General features: G+C 47.9%; 11 protein-coding genes and 1 tRNA gene. All 12 read left to right on the top strand.

Annotation, left to right across the window (positions count from 1 at the left end; all coding sequences use genetic code 11):
* Position 1 precedes the first annotated feature (1 nt).
* The 12 genes from GT1_RS10310 to GT1_RS10255 all read left to right on the top strand — a co-directional run bounded on the left by GT1_RS10310 (position 2) and on the right by GT1_RS10255 (position 18,769).
* Positions 2-77, top strand: a tRNA-Asn gene (locus GT1_RS10310).
* A gap of 242 nt (positions 78-319) precedes the next feature.
* Complete coding sequence (locus GT1_RS10305; protein ID WP_188398616.1) at positions 320-2,353, top strand: methyl-accepting chemotaxis protein; 2,034 nt, start codon at positions 320-322, stop codon at positions 2,351-2,353.
* Positions 2,354-2,674: 321 nt separating this feature from the next.
* Entirely contained in the window at positions 2,675-4,219 is a 1,545-nt protein-coding gene (locus GT1_RS10300) for a tetratricopeptide repeat protein (protein WP_188398615.1), read from the top strand.
* Positions 4,220-4,233: 14 nt separating this feature from the next.
* Positions 4,234-5,559 carry a nucleotide sugar dehydrogenase gene (locus tag GT1_RS10295; protein WP_188398614.1) on the top strand — a complete coding sequence of 442 codons (1,326 nt, stop codon included), beginning with the start codon at positions 4,234-4,236 and terminating at the stop codon, positions 5,557-5,559.
* 21 nt (positions 5,560-5,580) lie between these two features.
* On the top strand, positions 5,581-8,196 hold the full coding sequence (locus tag GT1_RS10290) for a polysaccharide deacetylase family protein (protein WP_223226166.1): 2,616 nt from the start codon (positions 5,581-5,583) through the stop codon (positions 8,194-8,196).
* Between the two features lie 24 nt (positions 8,197-8,220).
* On the top strand, positions 8,221-10,068 hold the full coding sequence (locus GT1_RS10285) for a glycosyltransferase (RefSeq protein ID WP_376742004.1): 1,848 nt from the start codon (positions 8,221-8,223) through the stop codon (positions 10,066-10,068).
* 4 nt (positions 10,069-10,072) lie between these two features.
* Positions 10,073-11,962: a glycoside hydrolase gene (locus GT1_RS10280; protein ID WP_188398612.1), complete on the top strand. Its 1,890-nt coding sequence runs from the start codon at positions 10,073-10,075 to the stop codon at positions 11,960-11,962.
* 73 nt (positions 11,963-12,035) lie between these two features.
* A complete protein-coding gene (locus tag GT1_RS10275) occupies positions 12,036-13,073 on the top strand; it encodes a glycosyl hydrolase family 18 protein (RefSeq protein ID WP_223226165.1) in 1,038 nt (345 codons plus the stop codon).
* 173 nt (positions 13,074-13,246) lie between these two features.
* On the top strand, positions 13,247-16,063 hold the full coding sequence (locus GT1_RS10270) for a PAS domain S-box protein (RefSeq protein ID WP_188398611.1): 2,817 nt from the start codon (positions 13,247-13,249) through the stop codon (positions 16,061-16,063).
* A gap of 347 nt (positions 16,064-16,410) precedes the next feature.
* Positions 16,411-16,944, top strand: a complete 534-nt coding sequence (locus tag GT1_RS10265; protein ID WP_075753329.1) for a V4R domain-containing protein — start codon at positions 16,411-16,413, stop codon at positions 16,942-16,944.
* Positions 16,945-16,965: 21 nt separating this feature from the next.
* Positions 16,966-18,189, top strand: a complete 1,224-nt coding sequence (locus GT1_RS10260; RefSeq protein WP_075753331.1) for a SpoIIE family protein phosphatase — start codon at positions 16,966-16,968, stop codon at positions 18,187-18,189.
* A gap of 19 nt (positions 18,190-18,208) precedes the next feature.
* The gene (locus GT1_RS10255) at positions 18,209-18,769 is read left to right on the top strand and encodes a SiaB family protein kinase (RefSeq protein WP_075753333.1); all 561 of its coding nucleotides are present in this window, start codon (positions 18,209-18,211) and stop codon (positions 18,767-18,769) included.
* Positions 18,770-18,776: the final 7 nt, after the last annotated feature.

Here is an 18,776-nt window from a genome sequence, read left to right as displayed (position 1 = left end):
TTCCTCGATAGCTCAGTTGGTAGAGCAATCGGCTGTTAACCGATCGGTCGTAGGTTCGAGTCCTACTCGAGGAGCCACATTATAATCTTAAAACGCATTCATGAAAATGAATGCGTTTTTTGTTTGCTACACTTACTGTAAAAAGGGCTGTAGATAACCCATCGTAGGAATTCCACAGCCTTTTTACAATATGTACCTGCAGGATTGTGCTTCAGGGATAATCACTGGGCAGTTTCTTTATCCTTTTAGGTAATGGAGGCTGTGGGCGAGATGTGATAGAATGAACACATACTTCCATTTATTTAGGAGATGACTAATCGTGAAAATTACCAGTATGAAGATGAGGCTGCTTGTTATTTTGCTGCCGTTTTTTTTGTTGTCCTTCGGAGCCTTGACAGGGGTTAGTTACTATTTTTCCCAAGAGGCTTTGAGTCAAAGTGTTGACAAAGAAGCTATGGCGGTAAGCAATGATTATTCCAGCCGGGTACAAGCTCATGTCAATGACGCTATCTTACACCTTGATTCTTTTTCTGCCATAAAGGCTATACATAATCCTACCGACCAACAGCAGCTGGTAGCAGCATTAGCGGAATGTGCCAAACACTTGGGCGCTTTGGAGAATGTCACCTATATTTCGCCTAGCGGTGCTGCGGTCCGTCCTAATGGCACTACCTTTGATCTCAGTGAACGCCAGTACTTCAAACAGGTTATCGCTACCAAGAAAAATGTGGTCTCCGATGTACTGCTTTCTAAAACCACTGGCAAAACCAGCGTTAATGTGGCTGTACCGGTATTTTTTAATGAACAGTTGACCGGCGTATTAACAGGTACTATTTCCATGGAGAAACTCGGAGGGCTGATTGCAGATATCCGGTTTCAAGATACCGGGTATGGCGTCATTGCTGATGCTTCCGGTGGTATCCTTGTACATCCCCGGTTACCGGAAGTTGTAGGTAAAATGAATTTTGCCGAGAAAAAAGTTAATCCTGAACTTAAGTTAAAAGAAACCGAACTAGACGACCGCTTCCTCGCCCTGTTCACAGCAGCCGCTAAACAGGGACAACAGGTTAAAGGTATCTACCGGTTTGCGGACGGTGTTACCAGAATCGGCGTATTTACACCCATCGATCTGCCGGGAGAAAAACGCTGGGTCATGGTTGTGACTGCACCGGAAGCCGAAGCAAATCAGGCAGTATCATCACTGACACAGGCCATGCTGCTGGGGGCACTGGTCTGCCTTGGGCTGGCTATTGCCTTTATCAGTATTATGAGTAACCGCCTGGCTGCGCCATTGACACTGATTCGTGATGAATGCCTGCGATTGGCAGATGGTGACCTTAGGGAACGGCAGGCAGCGGTTACTTCCCATGATGAAATCGGCCAGCTGGCACAAGGTTTTCAAGCTATGCGTACCAACTTACACACGTTGGTAACCAAGGTGTTATCCCAATCGGTACAATTGGCTGCTGCCAGTGAGGAACTGACTGCCAGTGCGCAGCAGTCGGCAGAGGCTGCTAACCAAGTGGCCGGATCGATTACCCAAATTGCCGAAGATACTGCAAGCCAGTCATCCTTTGCCGGTAATATTACTACCGTAGCGCAGGAAACAGCCGCCAGGACGGAACAGATTTCGCTTGCTGCCCAGGATGTGAATACTATTGCACTTACAACATCACAGGCGGCAGAACAGGGGCGGGAGGCAGTTGCGCGGACGGTAGCACAAATGAATGAAATCGGCAGAGAATCGGCGGCGCTGGAAATGGCGATAACAGAGCTGAGTAAAGGTTCCAGTGAAATTGGTGAAATTGTAACCTTGATTTCCGCCATTGCCAAACAAACCAACCTCCTGGCGTTAAATGCCGCTATTGAGGCAGCCAGAGCCGGAGAGCAGGGACGCGGTTTTGCAGTAGTTGCCGAAGAAGTCAGGAAACTGGCAGAAGAGTCGAACCAGGCCGCACAGAAGATTGGTACACTTATTCAACAAAACCAGCTTAATATGGATCAGGCTGTTGTGGCCGCGCAAGCCGGGGCAGAAGGTATCCGCACAGGCATTTCACTGGTGCAGGCCACCGGTGAAACCTTTACTACGATTACCGGCGATATCTTCCGGTTATCTGATCAAATCAAAGGTATTTCCCAGTCCATCAGCCAGATGGCTAGCAGTAATCAGGAACTGGTGACTGACATTGAAAAAATTGATGCTTTGAGTAAACATGCGGCGGCAGAATCACAAACAGTATCGGCAGCCACTGAGGAGCAATCAGCCTCAATGCAGGAAGTAGCATCCTCTAGTCAAAGTCTGGCCGTTCTCGCCAATGACTTGCAGACGGCGGCAGCGAAATTTACTGTATAATGCCACCAATTAGAATATCCTCCGAAGACAAATCGGGGGATATTTACTATCCTTCCAGGTAATGGAAGTTGACTTTCGTGTCTGTTATTATTAAGATAAAAAGTATTAATGAATAGTACTTATATTAATCAATTATTCCTTTAATACATATTATTCCAGGATAACTGCCGGTATAGAAAGTACTATCAACTATAAGGACAGAGTCAACTATGTTTAAATTTTTACTAAATCACAGAGGGTCGCATGATGACAAATAAAACTTTCGTTAAATCACTAATCCTTTTTTTAGTTGCAACCGGGGCTCTTCCTGTTGAGGCAGCAATGATGCCAACAAGTGCTCCGGCTCTTTTCTCTTCTCCCACTGAAGCGAAAAAGGCGGAAGAATATGTCTATGCATTTGCCGTAAAGTTGATGGCAGAAAAAAAATTCGCACAAGCGGCAGCTATTCTGAAGGAATTGTTGGACTCAGGTTCAGAGGTTCCTTCACCTGATGAATTTGTAAGGCTGCTGAATCAGCTTGACGATCATGAAGGTATTATTCAATATTATGAGAAAAACCGTACACGTGCCTTTGCCGGTGAAACCTATGGATATATTGGTATTGCCTACATGGAGCAAAGGGATGTGGCAAATGCCGCTGTTTGTTTTAACAAGGCTGCAGCCAGTAGTCCTGCCAGTCGGCAGGCGGCATATAGTGCACCAGCCAGGAACAACCCGATTAGTGCCAATCCGCCCTTGGAGGAGGGCTACAGGTCAAGTGCCTATGTGCAGTCAGCCCCTGCACCAGTGTTTGGCAGTACTGCTACCGGCGTGGTCAATCCTTACGATCTGCCACAGGCAACCTACAATTCTTTGATTGATGATTTGATGCAGGTGGGACAGACCAAGCCGCCAGTGGGCAAAAAGTTGAATCTTTCAACCGAACTTCGGTACCATTATGCGGCAAACAGCGGCTCTGAACGCCTGGATAAGGATAATTCTGGCCTGCGGTTCTATCTGGGTGCCGATACTGCCCTGAATCAGGATTGGCGTTTCTATGCCAGAGGGGAAGCTAAGCAAAACATTAAGAATTATGATAACATGTTTGATCTTACCCGCTACTATGTTGAGGGCAAGACGGGAGCAACCAGGCTTACGGCCGGGAAATTCAGCTACCTTATGGCTGACGGCAATATCTACGACAGCGGTTTTACCGGTGTCCGCGCTGACTTCGGCAAGGTGGTAAAGTATATTGCTGCCTTGGGTTATACCAACGATGAAAAGACCAGGTCTATAATAGGGACGGGTTCAGTTGCAGGAATACCGTTTTTTTTGGACTATGTCAAGGATAATGAGCTTACAGCGATCGGTACAGCTCGTTACAGCGATTATGATTATGATCTGGAGGCCGGAGTTTACGCTCAACGGCTCAACGAAGAAATTGGTGTTGGGATTCCTGATTTGATTCGTATAAAGCTGATGGATAGTGATAAAACGCATACCATCAAAACCGTAAGCGGAAAATACAATTTCAGCAATTTCAGCCTGGGTGGAAGGCTCTTGCGATCTAATATGGCTGATGCAAAGGGAAACAAGACAGGCTATGTCTTAAGTCTTGATTACGGTGAATTGAAAAGCTGGCGGCCTCATACCTATTCTTTATTTGCCAACTATTACGACCAACCGCGCTATACTTATTTCTCCCATGGTATGAACGGTCTAGGCAACCGGATGGAAGGCTTTAAAGGGTGGGGTTTAGGTGCCAATTACACCTTGCAAGAAGACTTGATCTTCGGCATAGAACATTACCGTCTGACCGATAAAGTGACCAATGAAAAAGCCGATACATGGTGGACATATCTGACACATTACTTTTCTAATAAATAAAAAGGGAGCGGAATATGCCTTATAATATTTTACAAAAACTACAAACAGGCGAAAAGGCCTTGGCCGTAGCCGGTCTTGGTTATGTGGGGTTGCCGCTGGCTGTTGCCTTTGCCGACAAGGTTCGCACCATTGCTTTTGATATTGCTCAGGAAAAAATTGCCCTGTACAAACAAGGGATTGATCCAACCCAGGAAGTGGGCAACGACAAGCTTGCGGCCGTCACTATGGACTTTACGGCCGATCCCTCGCGCCTCAAGGAGGCCGGTGTTATCATTACTGCTGTGCCGACCCCGGTCAACCGCGATAAAACCCCGGATCTTGCACCTGTCATCAATGCCAGCCGGATTATCGGCGAAAATCTGTCGCCAGGAACTATTGTCATTTTCGAATCAACGGTATATCCGGGGGTTACCGAAGACATTTGCCTGCCGATTTTGGAAAAACACTCCGGGCTTACCGGTGGCAAAGACTTCTTCATCGGCTATTCCCCGGAGCGGATAAACCCGGGAGATAAGGTGAATCGATTGCAGAATATCCAAAAAATTGTTGGCGGCATGAATGCAGCAACCACCGAAGTTATGGCAGCGATTTATGATCTGGTTATTACCGCCGGTACCCATAAAACTTCCTGTATCAAGGTGGCGGAAGCGGCCAAACTGGCGGAAAATGCGCAAAGGGATATCAATATTGCATTTATGAATGAACTGGCCATGGCCTTTGACAGAATTGGAATCAGTACCAAGGAAGTGCTTAATGCCATGAATACCAAATGGAATGCGCTCGGGTTTCAGCCGGGGCTGGTAGGCGGCCACTGCATTGGTGTTGATCCTTATTACCTCATTTATCAAGCGACAATGCTTGGCTATCACTCCCAGATTATTAGCGCCGGTCGCCGTATCAATGATGTAATGAGCCGCTTCGTTACTGACAAGGTCATCCGGCATCTGATTCTGGCCGGCAAAAATGTGCAAGAGGCCAAGGTGTATATCTTTGGTGTCACCTTCAAGGAAAATTGTCCTGATATGCGCAATTCCAAGGCGGCGGAGATTTACCATCAGTTGGCCGCCTATGGAATGAATCTGAAGATTATTGATCCGGTTGTTGATACCGGCGAGTTTTACCGGGAGCTTGCTATGAATCCTGCAAATCTCTCAGAAGTCGCCGATGCCGACTGCCTGGTTTTTCTCGTGGCACATGATGCGTTCAGGCAGCTTGCAGCAACTGATTTCGCTCGTATGTTCGGCGAGCGCAGGGACTCATCCCGTATAATTATTGATGTGAAAAGCATATTCTCCCGTAAGGAAATGGAGCAAAATGGCTATGTCTATTGGAGTTTGTAGCCTGCATGGGAGGGCAATAGAGTGAAACCTAGAATTATTATTATGATAGTGTTTCTAATCCTTGTAAGTGCCGGTCTTGCCTTCTGGTTTTGGCAAAAGGACAATGATGCATCGCCGCGGCATGTAGACAAATACAAAAACATTACCGACTTAGACGATGCTTATGATGCCACAACCGAGATTGCCCTTGCTCTTGAAAAGCTAGGCCAAGACGAGACCAAGGCTGCCGTTATTTCCCCGGCTAAAAAAAACGCGCGCCAGATTGCGCTGACTTTTGATGGCTTGTCTGATCAAACCACCATCCAGCAATTGCTAGATATATTGCAAAAATACAATGCTAAGGCCACTTTCTTTGTTGAAGGCTTGCAAACAGCACAAGAACCGGAGATTGTCGTTGGCATTAAGCAGGCAGGACATGAAATTGAAAATTACTCCATGTTCGGTATGGCCAAACAGGAAAGGTTGCCTGGCGAACGCCTTGTCAGTGATTTTGCCAAATCGCAAAAAATTATTAAAGTCACGACAGACCGGGCGCCGACCCTCTTAAAGTTAAATGACACTGCCTATACGGACACTGTGCTTAAAGCAGCCAGTGCCTGCGGCATTACCGGCGTGGTGAAAAGCACTGTTTATCTGAATGTCAAAAAGATAACAGCCGCGCCTGCTGCCGATCAATTTGTCAGAAGTCTCTCCCCGGGGAGTATTGTGTCGGTGAAGCTTAGTTCCATGGAGGAACCCATCACGCCGGAGGCAGGAAAAACCGATGAACGCCCTGCCTATGACAAACAGCCTGGTCTAAAGGTTCTTCCTAAGGTTGCGGAAACCGACAAAAAAGAGATTATTACTGCTGTTGACAATCTGCTAGCCGCCCTTAAAAAAGCCAATTATACTACCATTGATATGGAGACCTATCGTGCACCCTCCCTGCCGACTGCTCCGCCCAAGACCGGCTTCGTGTCGCCGCTTGGCTCACTCCGCGAGATGTTAGCCGCTTTGTTTAGACCGGCGGTTGCTTATGCGGCAGAAGCTCCGCCTCAGGAAATCAAAACAGTGTATACCACCGAGCCTGCGATTGCTTATACTTTCGGCGGCTTGACCAATGAAACTTCGGCGCGGTATGTATTAGAGCGCTTGCAAAAGCTTAACATTAAAGCCACCTTTTTTGTTACTGAACTTGAAATGAAACGCTATCCCCAACTGGTACGCCAAATTATCCATAGCGGCCATGAAATAGGTGTCTCCATCCGCCCTAAGGATGAGGAAACAGAGGAGGCAACCCGGCAGACCCTGCTGAGGAGCTTTACTCTGCTCACAAGCCAGTTTGGCATCAAAACGACGCTTGTTCATCAGTCCTCAGGAGCAATTACCGATGCAACCCGGCAGGCAGTCGCCGGCGTGGGCGGCAGATTAGTCGCCCAATCCTTCAATGCCGTACAATCCAAACATAAGGACTATCAAACCGCTGAACAGGTAATGGGCGAACTATTTGGCAAGGCTGTACATTCCCTAAACCGGGGGCAGATTGTATATTTCCGCACAGACTTCTACACCAACCCCAAGCTGACTGCCGATATGCTGGAAATTATTAAGCAACGGAAAATTGACAATATTGCGTATCGGGTATCTTTTGACAATCCGGTGACCAATCCGGCCAATGATTCTGCCTATCGTATCAAACCGGTTGGGGCCATGTTGAAAAATACGGCGTTCCTTTATGAATATCCGGTGCCGCTGGACAAAATGGTTCCCCGGCTCAGGCCGGTTGATACCGCCAGCCCTCCGCCGCAGGGACAGCTTATGAGCGAAGCTATGAAACGTTATATCGGCAGCCCGGAAGTAAACCTGGAAGACCGCATGTACGGCTTTTCCAAGATGGAAGAGCGCCGTTTGGATAAAAATGGTCTTATCCATACAGAGGAACCGGTTATTTTCCTGACATTTGATGACTGGGGGACAGATGCCGCCATCAATAAGCTTCTGTATGTATTGCGTAAACATCGGGCGGCAGGCAATTTCTTTGTTATTACTAATAATGTTTTGCATAATCCCAACCTGTTGCGTGCCATTGCGGCAGAGGGGCATGATATTGGCAGTCACTCTGACAAACACCAGCCTATGAGCTTCCGCGATCCTAAAAGCGGTAGGCAAAAGCCCACCCAGTCTCCGGCTGAATTTTTTCAGGATGTCACTACCTCTTATCAGAAACTGGCCAGTGTCACCGGTGATGTTGTGGTCGGCGGCAAGCCTTCTCTCACTCGCTTTTTCCGTCCGCCAACATTAGCTGTCAGTAAACCAGGGTTTGAAAAACTGTTTGAGGCCGGTTATGATTATATTATATCCGGCTCGGTCAGCAGCTATGATTACAAGGCCGAGAGTGTTGCCGAACTTGTTCATACCATTAAAAACGGGATTTACACTCCGGATGGCAAGCTGAAAAAAGGAGCCGTTCTGGTATTGCATATGAGTGACACCACCGTATATGTAGCAATGGCGCTTGATATTATCTTAACCGCCAATGCTGCCAAGCCTGACAACGATCCCACTAAATTCAAGACCGGCCGCCTTTCCGACTACGTGAAGGACGGCTACTATCAGATGGATCGCAGCCGCTCGCTCAGACTGTCTGCTCCTCACTAAGGAATATTCTATATAAGTGCGAGGATGGTGCGCATGAAGAAACCAAATTCTCAGCCGGAGGCTGAAGAAAAGGATATTTTGCTGGTAACAAAAGCCGATCGGCGCATTCTATCCAAAGTACCGGATAAGGAAGGCGGTCGCTCCAATCTCGACAGGCGCCGGCCTAAAAATGCCGACATTTCACAGGACATGAGCGACTTGATCACAGCCGAAAATATGGGGAAACGTTATGTTGTCAATTATCCGGTGTTGCTTATCTACCAGACCGCCTATGGAAAAACCGTTGCGCACGGTCAAGCACTGGATATTTCCTCCACCGGTATTTTGGTTGATGTTTCGCCATCTGTCGCCGCTGAGCTCACCGGGGCGGTTCAGATCAGCTTAAAATTTGAAATTACTCCCGGCTCTATGCCGGAAGGCTATGAAATGAAGGTCAACAATATTGCCGCCCAATATGTTCGTACTGTCCAGGCCGGTGACAAAACATATATTGCGTTTGAATTTATCGAAACACTGGCTGAATATACACAGCGCAGACGGGGGCGATACCGGCTGACCTTAGCTTCGCTATTTTTATTTTTTATTACTGCCGCTATAGTGCTGATGCGGACAGAAAGTATCGTTTATTTCAAATTCAACAAAGTCTTGTATACCTACAGCATTATTGCCGCCACCTTTCTTCTTACCCGTTATCTTTTCGGTTCCTTCTACCGGCCTGTGCCTATTGACAAGGATTACACACCAGGTGTTACTATTATCATTCCCTGCTTTAACGAAGAGAAGTGGATTCAGCGGACAATTACCGGCTGCATCAACCAGGATTATCCGCTTGACCGCCTGGAGGTCATCGTTGTGGATGACTGCTCCACCGACAAATCGTTTGAGCGCATTAAAGAGTTTGTAGAAGAATTGAAGCTCAAGGAAAAACGCTATGACATTGACCAACGGCTCTTATATGTCCGCCAGGAAAAAAATGCCGGCAAGCGTGAGGCAATGGCCAGAGGTGCTTTGATGGCCAAGCATGAGCTCCTGGTATTTGTTGATTCTGACAGCTTCTTAGATCCATTTGCTGTCCGCCATATCGTCCAGCCGTTTAAAGACGCCAGGATGGGTGGTGTCTCCGGGAGGACTGACGTAGCCAACACCTACACCAATACTCTGACAAAAATGCAGTCTGTGCGGTATTACATTGCTTTTCGTATCATGAAGGCAGCGGAAAGCTATTTTGATGCAGTCACCTGCCTGTCAGGTCCCCTTTCCTGTTACCGCAAGGATTTAACTCTTAAATATATGAAACCCTGGCTAGAGCAAACCTTTTTAGGAGAAAAGGCCACTTTTGGCGATGACCGCAGCATGACCAACTTCATCCTGCGCCATCATCATACCGGTTATCAAGATTCGGCTATCTGTTACACTATCGTTCCCAACAAATACAGCGTCTTTTTACGGCAGCAAATGCGCTGGAAACGTTCTTGGCTCAGAGAGTCGCTGATCGCTTCACGGTTCATGTGGCAAAAAGAGCCGTTTATGGCCTTATCTTTTTATATGGGGGTCATAGTGCCGTTTCTCGCACCCATTATCGTGCTTTATAACTTAATCTATATTCCGTTGTTGCACCGGGTATTTCCCAGCAACTTTTTACTTGGCATTCTCTTAATGGCTCTGCTCATGAGTATGGCTCAGCTATTGCTCAGGAAAAGCTCCACCTGGATTTACGGCATGTGGTTTTGCGTATATTATGAGGCAGTGCTGCTTTGGCAGATGCCGATCGCTTGGTTTACTTTCTGGAAATCCAACTGGGGAACCCGGCTGACTCCTGCTGATGTGCTCGAAAAAATAAAAAAGAATCCCAAAGCGAAAATGAGGGGTTAGCCTTATGTTAGCTAATGAAAACTGGACAATGCAAAAACAAAAGCAAAAACGGCGGCGTGTCATTGTGCAGGTCGGTATTTTGCTTATCATTGCATTTTTTTCCATCAATGCCCTGCTAACGTTAAAAACATACAAGCCATATGCCGAGCAAAACGTCGCCATGTCCTCCACGCTGGATACAGGTTTTGTCGCTTTGTCCTATTTCGGGGTAGCGCGCAAAAGCGAACAGCCCCTGATTGGCATAGATCGGCTGCATGAACATCTTAAGGCACTGAAAGATCAGGGCTATGTCACCATAACTCAGGCTGATATTCTTGCATATTATCAGTCAGGCAAGCCGCTGCCGGCGAAAGCATTGTTTTTAATGTTTGAAGACGGACGGCGTGATACGGCTATTTTTTCGCAAAAAATTTTAGAAGAACTTAATTTTAAAGGGACAATGCTCACTTATCCCGAAAATTTTAAGAAAAAAGACCCGAAATTCCTGGTGCCTGATGATCTGATTGATTTAGAAAAGACAACCTTCTGGGAAATGGGTACAAACGGCTACCGCTTGGCCTTTATTAATGTCTTTGACCGGTATGACAACTATCTGGGCGAGCTTGACCCCTTAAAGCACGCTAAGGTCGCGCCTTATCTTAGTCGCAAATATAACCATTATCTGATGGATTATATCCGGGATGAATACGGCGTGCCGAAGGAAAGCTACGCCAGAATGCGCGAACGCATTTCCTATGATTATGAAATTCTGGAGGATATTTACGAAAAACAGCTTGGCTATGTGCCCCGCCTGTATATTCTCATGCATTCCAACACCGGCAGTTTTGGCAACAATGATCGGGTAAGTGCTGTAAATGAGTACTGGATTAATAAGCTATTTACTATGAATTTCAACCGTGAGGGTTATTCATTTAACAAGCAGGGCAGCAGCTTATATGACTTGACCCGGATGCAGCCCCAGGCCTATTGGCATACTAATCATCTTTTGATGCGGATTAAATATGACATCAATCAGAATGTCGAGTTTGTCCAGGGCGATGCTGATAAGCATCGGAACTGGGAAACGATCAAGGGCGCAGCCGAGATGATGGATGAAACCATTGTTCTTACTTCCCTGCCGCAGGATCGAGGCTTACTGCGTTTGAAAAACGACAAAACCTTCCGGAACGTCAGCCTGTCGGTAAATTTAAAGGGAAATAGGCTGGGAATGCAGAAGATTTATTTACGTGCTGATAAAGATTTAACCCATTATGTTGCTGTTGCCATTTTTAACAATAGCCTGTACGTCACCGAGAAAACCGGTGGTGCTGAGCAAGAGCTATATAAGTTAGATCTTGACAGCCACGATGGGAAAATCCCTGTTTCCATTCCCCAGGATAAAAAAGCTGCAGAAATGAAAGCACTGGAAGTCTTTGCCCGATATGCGCCTTCCGCCAGCCAGGCAAAAATATATACTGAACGCCTGCAGGAAAAGAGCGGGGAGGATGCGCCAACAGTTGATGAAGGTGCCGATCAGTACGTGCCTGTCATCAGTCCGCATCAAAAAGGCAACAGAAATGTAAATCTGACGCTTAAGGGGAAAGACCTGCGCGTTGTAATTGATGAGAAGGAAGCCGCTGCCGTGAAGGTATCGGCGCTAAATACCGGTTTGGTATATCTCGAAACAGCCTGGGGCGGCTGGGGCTTTAGCCAGCGGAATCTGGCCGATGATGTTTATGATGGTGTGTTTGAACAGCTTGTTATTATGGAAAATACCGGGGCTGAGCAGGAAGCCGTCGTGTTTGACAGCCGCCGTAAAGGCTTTGATGGCATGATATTTAAGGCCAAACAATATTGGAATATAGTGCTCGACTGGTTTATGCCCCGTACCCCGTTTGATGAACAGGATAAATAGGTGATAAACGGTACATCGAACAGGGGACGCTGCATTATTGTCAATTTGTAAAAGATAGGCAGGAGGTGGTAACGTGAAACATACTAAATGGAAAACGGCATTTATAATGCTGTTTTTGTTTATCCCGCTGATCTTGCTGGCAGGCTGTGTTGGCAATCCGGCATCGGCAATTTCGCCTGTCCCCAAGGCGCCGCTAAAACTGTCAGCCTGGATTGCCTATTGGGATATTCCCGCTGGGGAAAAAGACCTGCGTCGCATAGGCAGGAAATTGGACAAGCTGTCCTATTTTGCCGCAGCTTTTGATCAGGATGACAGGCTTGTTATACCACAAGAATTGACAGCCCTTAGGGAGAAGCATAAAAAAGACAAGGTAAAAGCTCAAGGCTATCTAACCTTTGTCAACGACAAGACTAATGCTGACGGTTCATTTATCCTCAAAGACACGGAGGTTCTTTGCCGCTTGTTGGCAGACGAAGCAGCCATGGATAAGCATATTGCCGAGATCATTGGTCTGACCCGGCAATATGGCTATGACGGCATTGAAATTGACTATGAACGGATATGGAAAGATGATTTTGTCCGGCAGGTATTTCCTGTGTTCATCAGCAAACTGTACCTTGCTTCATCAAAGCAAAATATCCCGCTCAGGGTGGTGCTTGAACCGGGTATACCTTTTAAGGAGGCTGCTTTTACCCAAGGACCTGAGTATGTGGTCATGCTCTATAACCTTTACGGCATTCACAGTGACCCCGGCCCTAAAGCTGACCCCGCTTTCATCAAGCGAACAATCAATCGTATGGAAGCATTGCCCGGCCCTAAAGCCATTGCTTTGGCGACCGGCGGCGCCAGTTGGGGTGATAACGGCGAGAAAAAATTTATAACAGAGCAGGAAGCCAAGACATTGGCCGCAGTCTATGATGTTGAACCTGTCAGAGATGAAGCCAGCCAATGTCTGGTATTTACGTACACGAAAGCCGGTGTTTCCTATCAGGTATGGTACGCGGATGTCAAAACCCTGAGTTATTGGGCAGCCACTGCCAATGAACAGGGCATTGCAAATATTACTATTTGGCGTCTTGGCGGCAATATTGATCTTCACGAAATAAACTGATTTGGTTAACCAAATCGTAGAACCAGCTGACCGACCGGTACCGGCGAAGGGGCTTCTGTGACTGTATTTCCTACCGTCACAGAAGCCCCTTTACTTTTGTATCTCTGCTTAGCTTATTGAATATTTTTTTATAGTTGGTAAACTAAAGGCACACTGTAAGATCGGAGATAAAGATGAGAAAAAGTTGGCTTATGCCGGTTTTTATCTGTTTGACGCTGGTGGCCGGACTGATCCTGCTTGCTTTCTACGGAGAAGTGGACCCGGCGAATCACCGTTTTTTAACAAATGACTGGGAGTATTCATGGGGGGACCGCGATCCACAGCACCCGGAAGCCGGTGAGTGGCTGCCAAAGCAGGGCTCCGGCCGGCCGGAGGGCTACAACGGTCAAAACTACTTGTGGCTACGTGTGCCTTTGCCGCCGGCGTCGGTCAAAACTCCTACTGTGTTTACGGAATTTGTACACCAGAGCCTGCAGGTGTATGTAGACGGCACGGCTGTATATCAATATGGCCCTATGCCGGTCCCGCCGGGAGAAAAGCTGCGCCTCTGGCTTCCTTATCATATTATCCCGCTGCCGGACGATGCTCCCGGTAAAATGCTGTATTTCCGTATTTCTTCGTCCTCTCCGTCTATCGGCATTTTCGGCGGTGTGGAATATGGTCCCATGTGGGGCATGTACAAATATAAAAATATGATTGAATTTCTGAAATTCTGCGTGTTCTCGCTGCTCACGGCGGCAGGCTTGTGGTCGCTGATTGTCTACCTGTATGACCGCAAAAAGACGGTGTATCTGGCCTTTGCCGCCAATGCTCTGTGTGGGGCCGGCATCCTTTTTTGCACTACCTATAGTTCATTTTTGTTTTATCCGAATCCTGACTTCTGGAATAACTGGATTATTGTGACCAGCCTAAGCTGGAAGATTGTATGGCTACAGTTTCTTATGTATATCGTAACAGATGTCTGGCGCCGGACGGTGCGGCGTCTGGTCTGGCTGACAGTGGCTTTTTCCTGCCTGCAGATGGCGGCCGCAGTCATGAATCCGCTGTGGATACAAAGCGTTATGGTTGTTAATATGGTATACAGTATTGGCTGTTACCTGGCTGTGTTGTATTTCTGCCGCTCGCAATTGCGCTTTAACCGGGAAGCGCAGCTTTATGCCGGCGGCATATCGGTCTGGATGGCGGCAAGTACGGTTGATGCTTTTAATATTGTGGGTGTTATTCATGCACACCTGCTCATTGGCTGGCTGGGGCAACTGGCTGAAACGTCAAGTCTGGCTGCCATTTTAGCGCTGCGCTACGTGAGCACCCGCAGCCGCCTGCAAAGGTATGCACAGGAACTGGAAGAGCTTGCGGCCACTTTAGAGACTAAGGTGACCGAGCGCACTGAGAAGTTATCCATCCAAAAAGCCTGTCTGGAACAACTGTTTGCCAACTCGCCTGATGCCATTGTCACGCTTGATCCAGAGTACCGGGTCACCAAGGCCAATCCGGCGTTTACCGCCCTGTTCGGCTATACGGCCCGGGAGGCGGAAGGCCGGAGCATTGGCCGGCTGCTGTGTGTGCCAGGCGATACACCGGCGGAAGAACATATTCTTGATTGTCCGGACCGGGCTTCGGGCGTTCCGCTGGATATTGTGCGGCGGCATAAAGACGGTAATTCAGTGGCCATAGCGCTTACGGCGTTTCCATTTGTCACGGAGAGTGGTGAAACCGGCGTTTGTGCCGTCTACCGGGATATTTCGCGGTGGGCTCTGACCAAGCGCAATCTTATGGACAGTGAGCGCAAATACCGGCTGCTGGCGGAAAATCTCGACGCCGTCGTCTGGCTGATAGATTTTGATCAGCGGCCGATTTACATCAGTCCCTCGCTGGAACGACTGACCGGGTATACGCTGACCGAATACCTGCGGCAGCCGCTGCTTAAAGAGAAAAACCGGCGGTTGCAGGCAGCTGTCGATGAGGTGTGGGACGCATACCGGCAGGGGAAAAAACGGGATACCCCGGTGGTGCTGGAGGAAGAGAAACGCACCAGGGACGGCTGCCTGATCTGGATTGAATCAACGGTGAATATCGCCTATGACGAAAACGGGGAAGCTCTGGGCATTCTGGGAGTCAGCCGCGACATCACGGCAAGAAAACGTACGGAGAAATTGCTGTCGCTTGCCTATGAACGGAAGCGGCTCAACCACTTCTTCAACGATCTACTGGACGGCGTACTGCCTTTTGAGCAGGATATCTATAACCGCGCGCGTCAATTGCGCGTGAATTTGCCGCAATCTTTCGCTGTATGTTTCTGTCAGGTGGAAGACAGCCGGCACAGTGCCGGCTCCGAAGGACAGGACATGCTGCTGGATGAGGTGGCTGACCGTCTGAACCGGCAGGACGGTCTGGCGGCGTGGAACTTCTCCGGCGGCATTGGGGTAATATGCCGCCTGCCCCTGCCTTATGGCGGCCGGCAGTCAGAACAGGCAGAGGCCGCCCTCTGTCTGAAGCTGCTGCTGGAGGAGTTTCCCGGCGTGCGTTTCAGCATCGGCGTAGCCGACTATTCTACTTCCCTGGCGGACTTTAACAACCGGTTCCGGCATGCTGTCACTGCCGCCAGGATCGGCCGCCGGCGCCGGGAAGACAGTTGTATCCAGTACTATGAAGAGTGCGGCATTGACGAGATATTTGATAACTTCGCCGGTACCCGGGAAGCCGAAGCCTTTGTCCGCCGGGTTCTGGGACCCTTGTATGATTATGACCGGGATAATGGCACCGAGCTGGTGGAAACGCTGAGCCATATATTATCGCGGGGCACTTTGCGGGAGATTGCGGACATGATGCATATTCATCCTAAAACGATTGCCGCCCGCAAGCAGCGTATTGAGCAAATATTAAACATTTCATTGGATTCCTTTGAGGAGCGGATGACTCTTGGTGCGGCTTTGCAGATTGATAAATGCAGACTTGATTCAGGTGGAGTCTTAACTCCAGCTGAATCCTAGTCGGAATTATCCAGGGGCTTACTCGCTCGCCTGTGCCCGTAGGGGTATAACTTCCGCTTATAGAAGCGGGAGTCTTAGAGCGAGTTGGCCATCGGATAAATGTTGCCGGCAGGAAATGGGGAGAGAGTCATGACCAATTGTTGTTTCCTATGCTTTTTATCCCAATATTAGGCGGATATGGATCACAGGGATAATGGCAGGGTCTATTTTAGGGTACATTTTTATCCGCACGGATAATGGACAGTAATGATAGTATTTTTCTATAATTAAGATTAATGCCAAAAAAACTTTGTGTCCGGTTTTTCTTGACACTTCCAATCAAATTATGAGGATGGAGAGTGGATTGTATGTATAAATTTAAAGCCGACAATCAAACCGAACCTTTCAACTGGGAAATGCTTGGTGATGTTGGTATCGGCAGAGCTAATCTGGGGGCCGACATGCCGGTGCTGGTGTACCGGTTGTTTCAATTTACCTTGCGGGATGTGCTGACCCGGACATATGGAGCACAGCAGGCAAGTTCCCTGCTGCGCGCCGCCGGCAAGCTGGCCGGTGAGGAGTTCTGCAAAAATCTGCTGGATAAAAGCCTTGATTTCGAAGGGTTTGTGGCCCAGCTGCAACAGAAATTATCTGATTTAAAAATCGGGATCCTGCGCCTGGAATCAGCCGATATGGAAAAAATGGAATTTGTCCTTACGGTGGAGGAGGATTTGGATTGTTCCGGGCTGCCCATTACCGAGGAATCGGTTTGTGATTACGATGAAGGGTTTATTGCCGGAATTTTAAATGTATATACGGGAAAAAGTTTCACAGTAAAGGAAATTGACTGCTGGTCTACCGGTGATCGAACCTGCCGTTTCCGCGTTACCTGTGATAATTGAGCAGCAGTCTGGGTGAAGGATATGAAGAATGCAGAATTAGATACATTAGAACAACTGCGGGCTGGCATACGGCTATTGGCAAAAGGAAGGTATCCGGAGACAGTTTCTGCCGATGGCTGCAGCGAACTGGTAGGAGAGATTGTTTACCTGTTCAACCAGATAGCCGGACATTTCAAGGAATTATATGAATATGCCGTGCCGCTGGCACGCGGCAATCTGCAAGTGGAACGGCCGGGTAAAACCAACTTTCTGGCAGGCAGTTTGAAGGAGCTTCATTCCAAGCTCAACCATTTAACCTGGCAGGCGCAGCAAATTGAAAAAGGCGACTATAAACAGCGGGTTGATTTTATGGGAGAATTCTCCCAGGCGTTTAACTCCATGGTTAGCAAGCTGGAAGAACGCGAACTGCGCTTAAAGGAAGAGATTCTGGTCCGCCAGCAGGCCGAAGCCGAGGTACGGGAGCAGAATAAACTGATTACCGACAGTATTCATTATGCGGCTGTTATTCAGCAGTCAGTCTTGCCTGAACCGGCATTTTTGCACAATTATCTTGCCGAGTCTTTTATTATTTGGCGGCCCCGGGATATTGTCGGCGGTGATTTTTACTGGTACGCGCCATGTGCCGGCGGCTTCATGGCTGCCGTCATTGACTGCACCGGCCATGGAGTGCCGGGAGCTTTTATGACGCTGGCCGTTAATCAGATGTTAAAACAACTGCTGGATGAAGACCGGGATTATCAACCGTCTGCTGTCCTGACTTTTTTGGATGAAAAATTTCATGAGACCTTTTACGCGAATACTGTGACCAAAGAGCGGCTGTACGCCGGTTTGGATATGGGGCTGGTGAAGGTGGATACGGTTGCGCAAAAGGTTGTATTTGCCGGTGCCAGGCTGCCGCTTTTTCATGTTCACGACGGGAACCTCAGGGAAATTCCCGGATCGCGCCGTAGTGTAGGTTATGAAAAGAAGAGCCGCCTGGGCAGAAAAGCCCGGAGTGTTCCTTTTGAGAACCGGGAATTCTATTATGAGCCCGGAGACGGGCTGTATTTATCTACAGATGGTTTTTTTGATCAACATGGAGAGAACCCTGATCCTTTCGGCATCGACAGGTTTGCCGAACTAGTAGCAGAATATTTCCCGCTGGCCATGAAAGACCAGAAAACGGCATTGTTACAGAGTCTTGAAGCCTATATGGGGATGGAAGCACAGCGGGATGACATTACCGTTATGGGGCTCAAGTTTTAAGGAGGTTGGGGAAATAAGTATGATCAATGAACAACTACATCGGCTTATTGGCGAGTTAAGCAGTTATGGCATCATTGTCAGTTTTAACGGTTCTTTTACTCAGGGAATTATTGAGGAAATCGGAACAGCCATTACATCCTATCTGCAGGAAGAAAAGAATACGGAAGAGACAGACATTCATAATGTATTTTCGGTTTATATTGAGCAGTCTCAGAATATCAAAAATTATTTTCTGAAAAGTGACGGACCGGACAAACACGAAATCAGCCGCAGGGCTTTTGAAAGTATCATTGTCATCGGTCGTCAGACAGACCGCTTTTTTGTTTGTTCAGGCAATCTGGTCAGCCATGAAGATGCCAAAGTGTTAAAGGAAAAGATTGATTATATTAACTCAATGGATAAAGACCAGCTGAAAAAATACTATAAAGAAAAGCTTAAAGCCAGGAGGTCAGATAGTAACTACGATAGCGCCGGTCTGGGGATCATTGATATGGCTCGCAAAGCGACGGCTCCGCTCGATTATATGTTTGTATCGCGCGATGAGAAGTATTCTTTTTTCACTTTAAAAGTCAGTCTGTAGCCGGCAA

The organism is Sporomusa sp. GT1, assembly GCF_014634905.1.
Taxonomy (GTDB): Bacteria; Bacillota; Negativicutes; order Sporomusales; family Sporomusaceae; genus Sporomusa; species Sporomusa sphaeroides.
The sequence above is the reverse complement of the archived record's forward strand: the minus strand, read 5'-3'. Positions and strand labels throughout refer to the sequence as shown.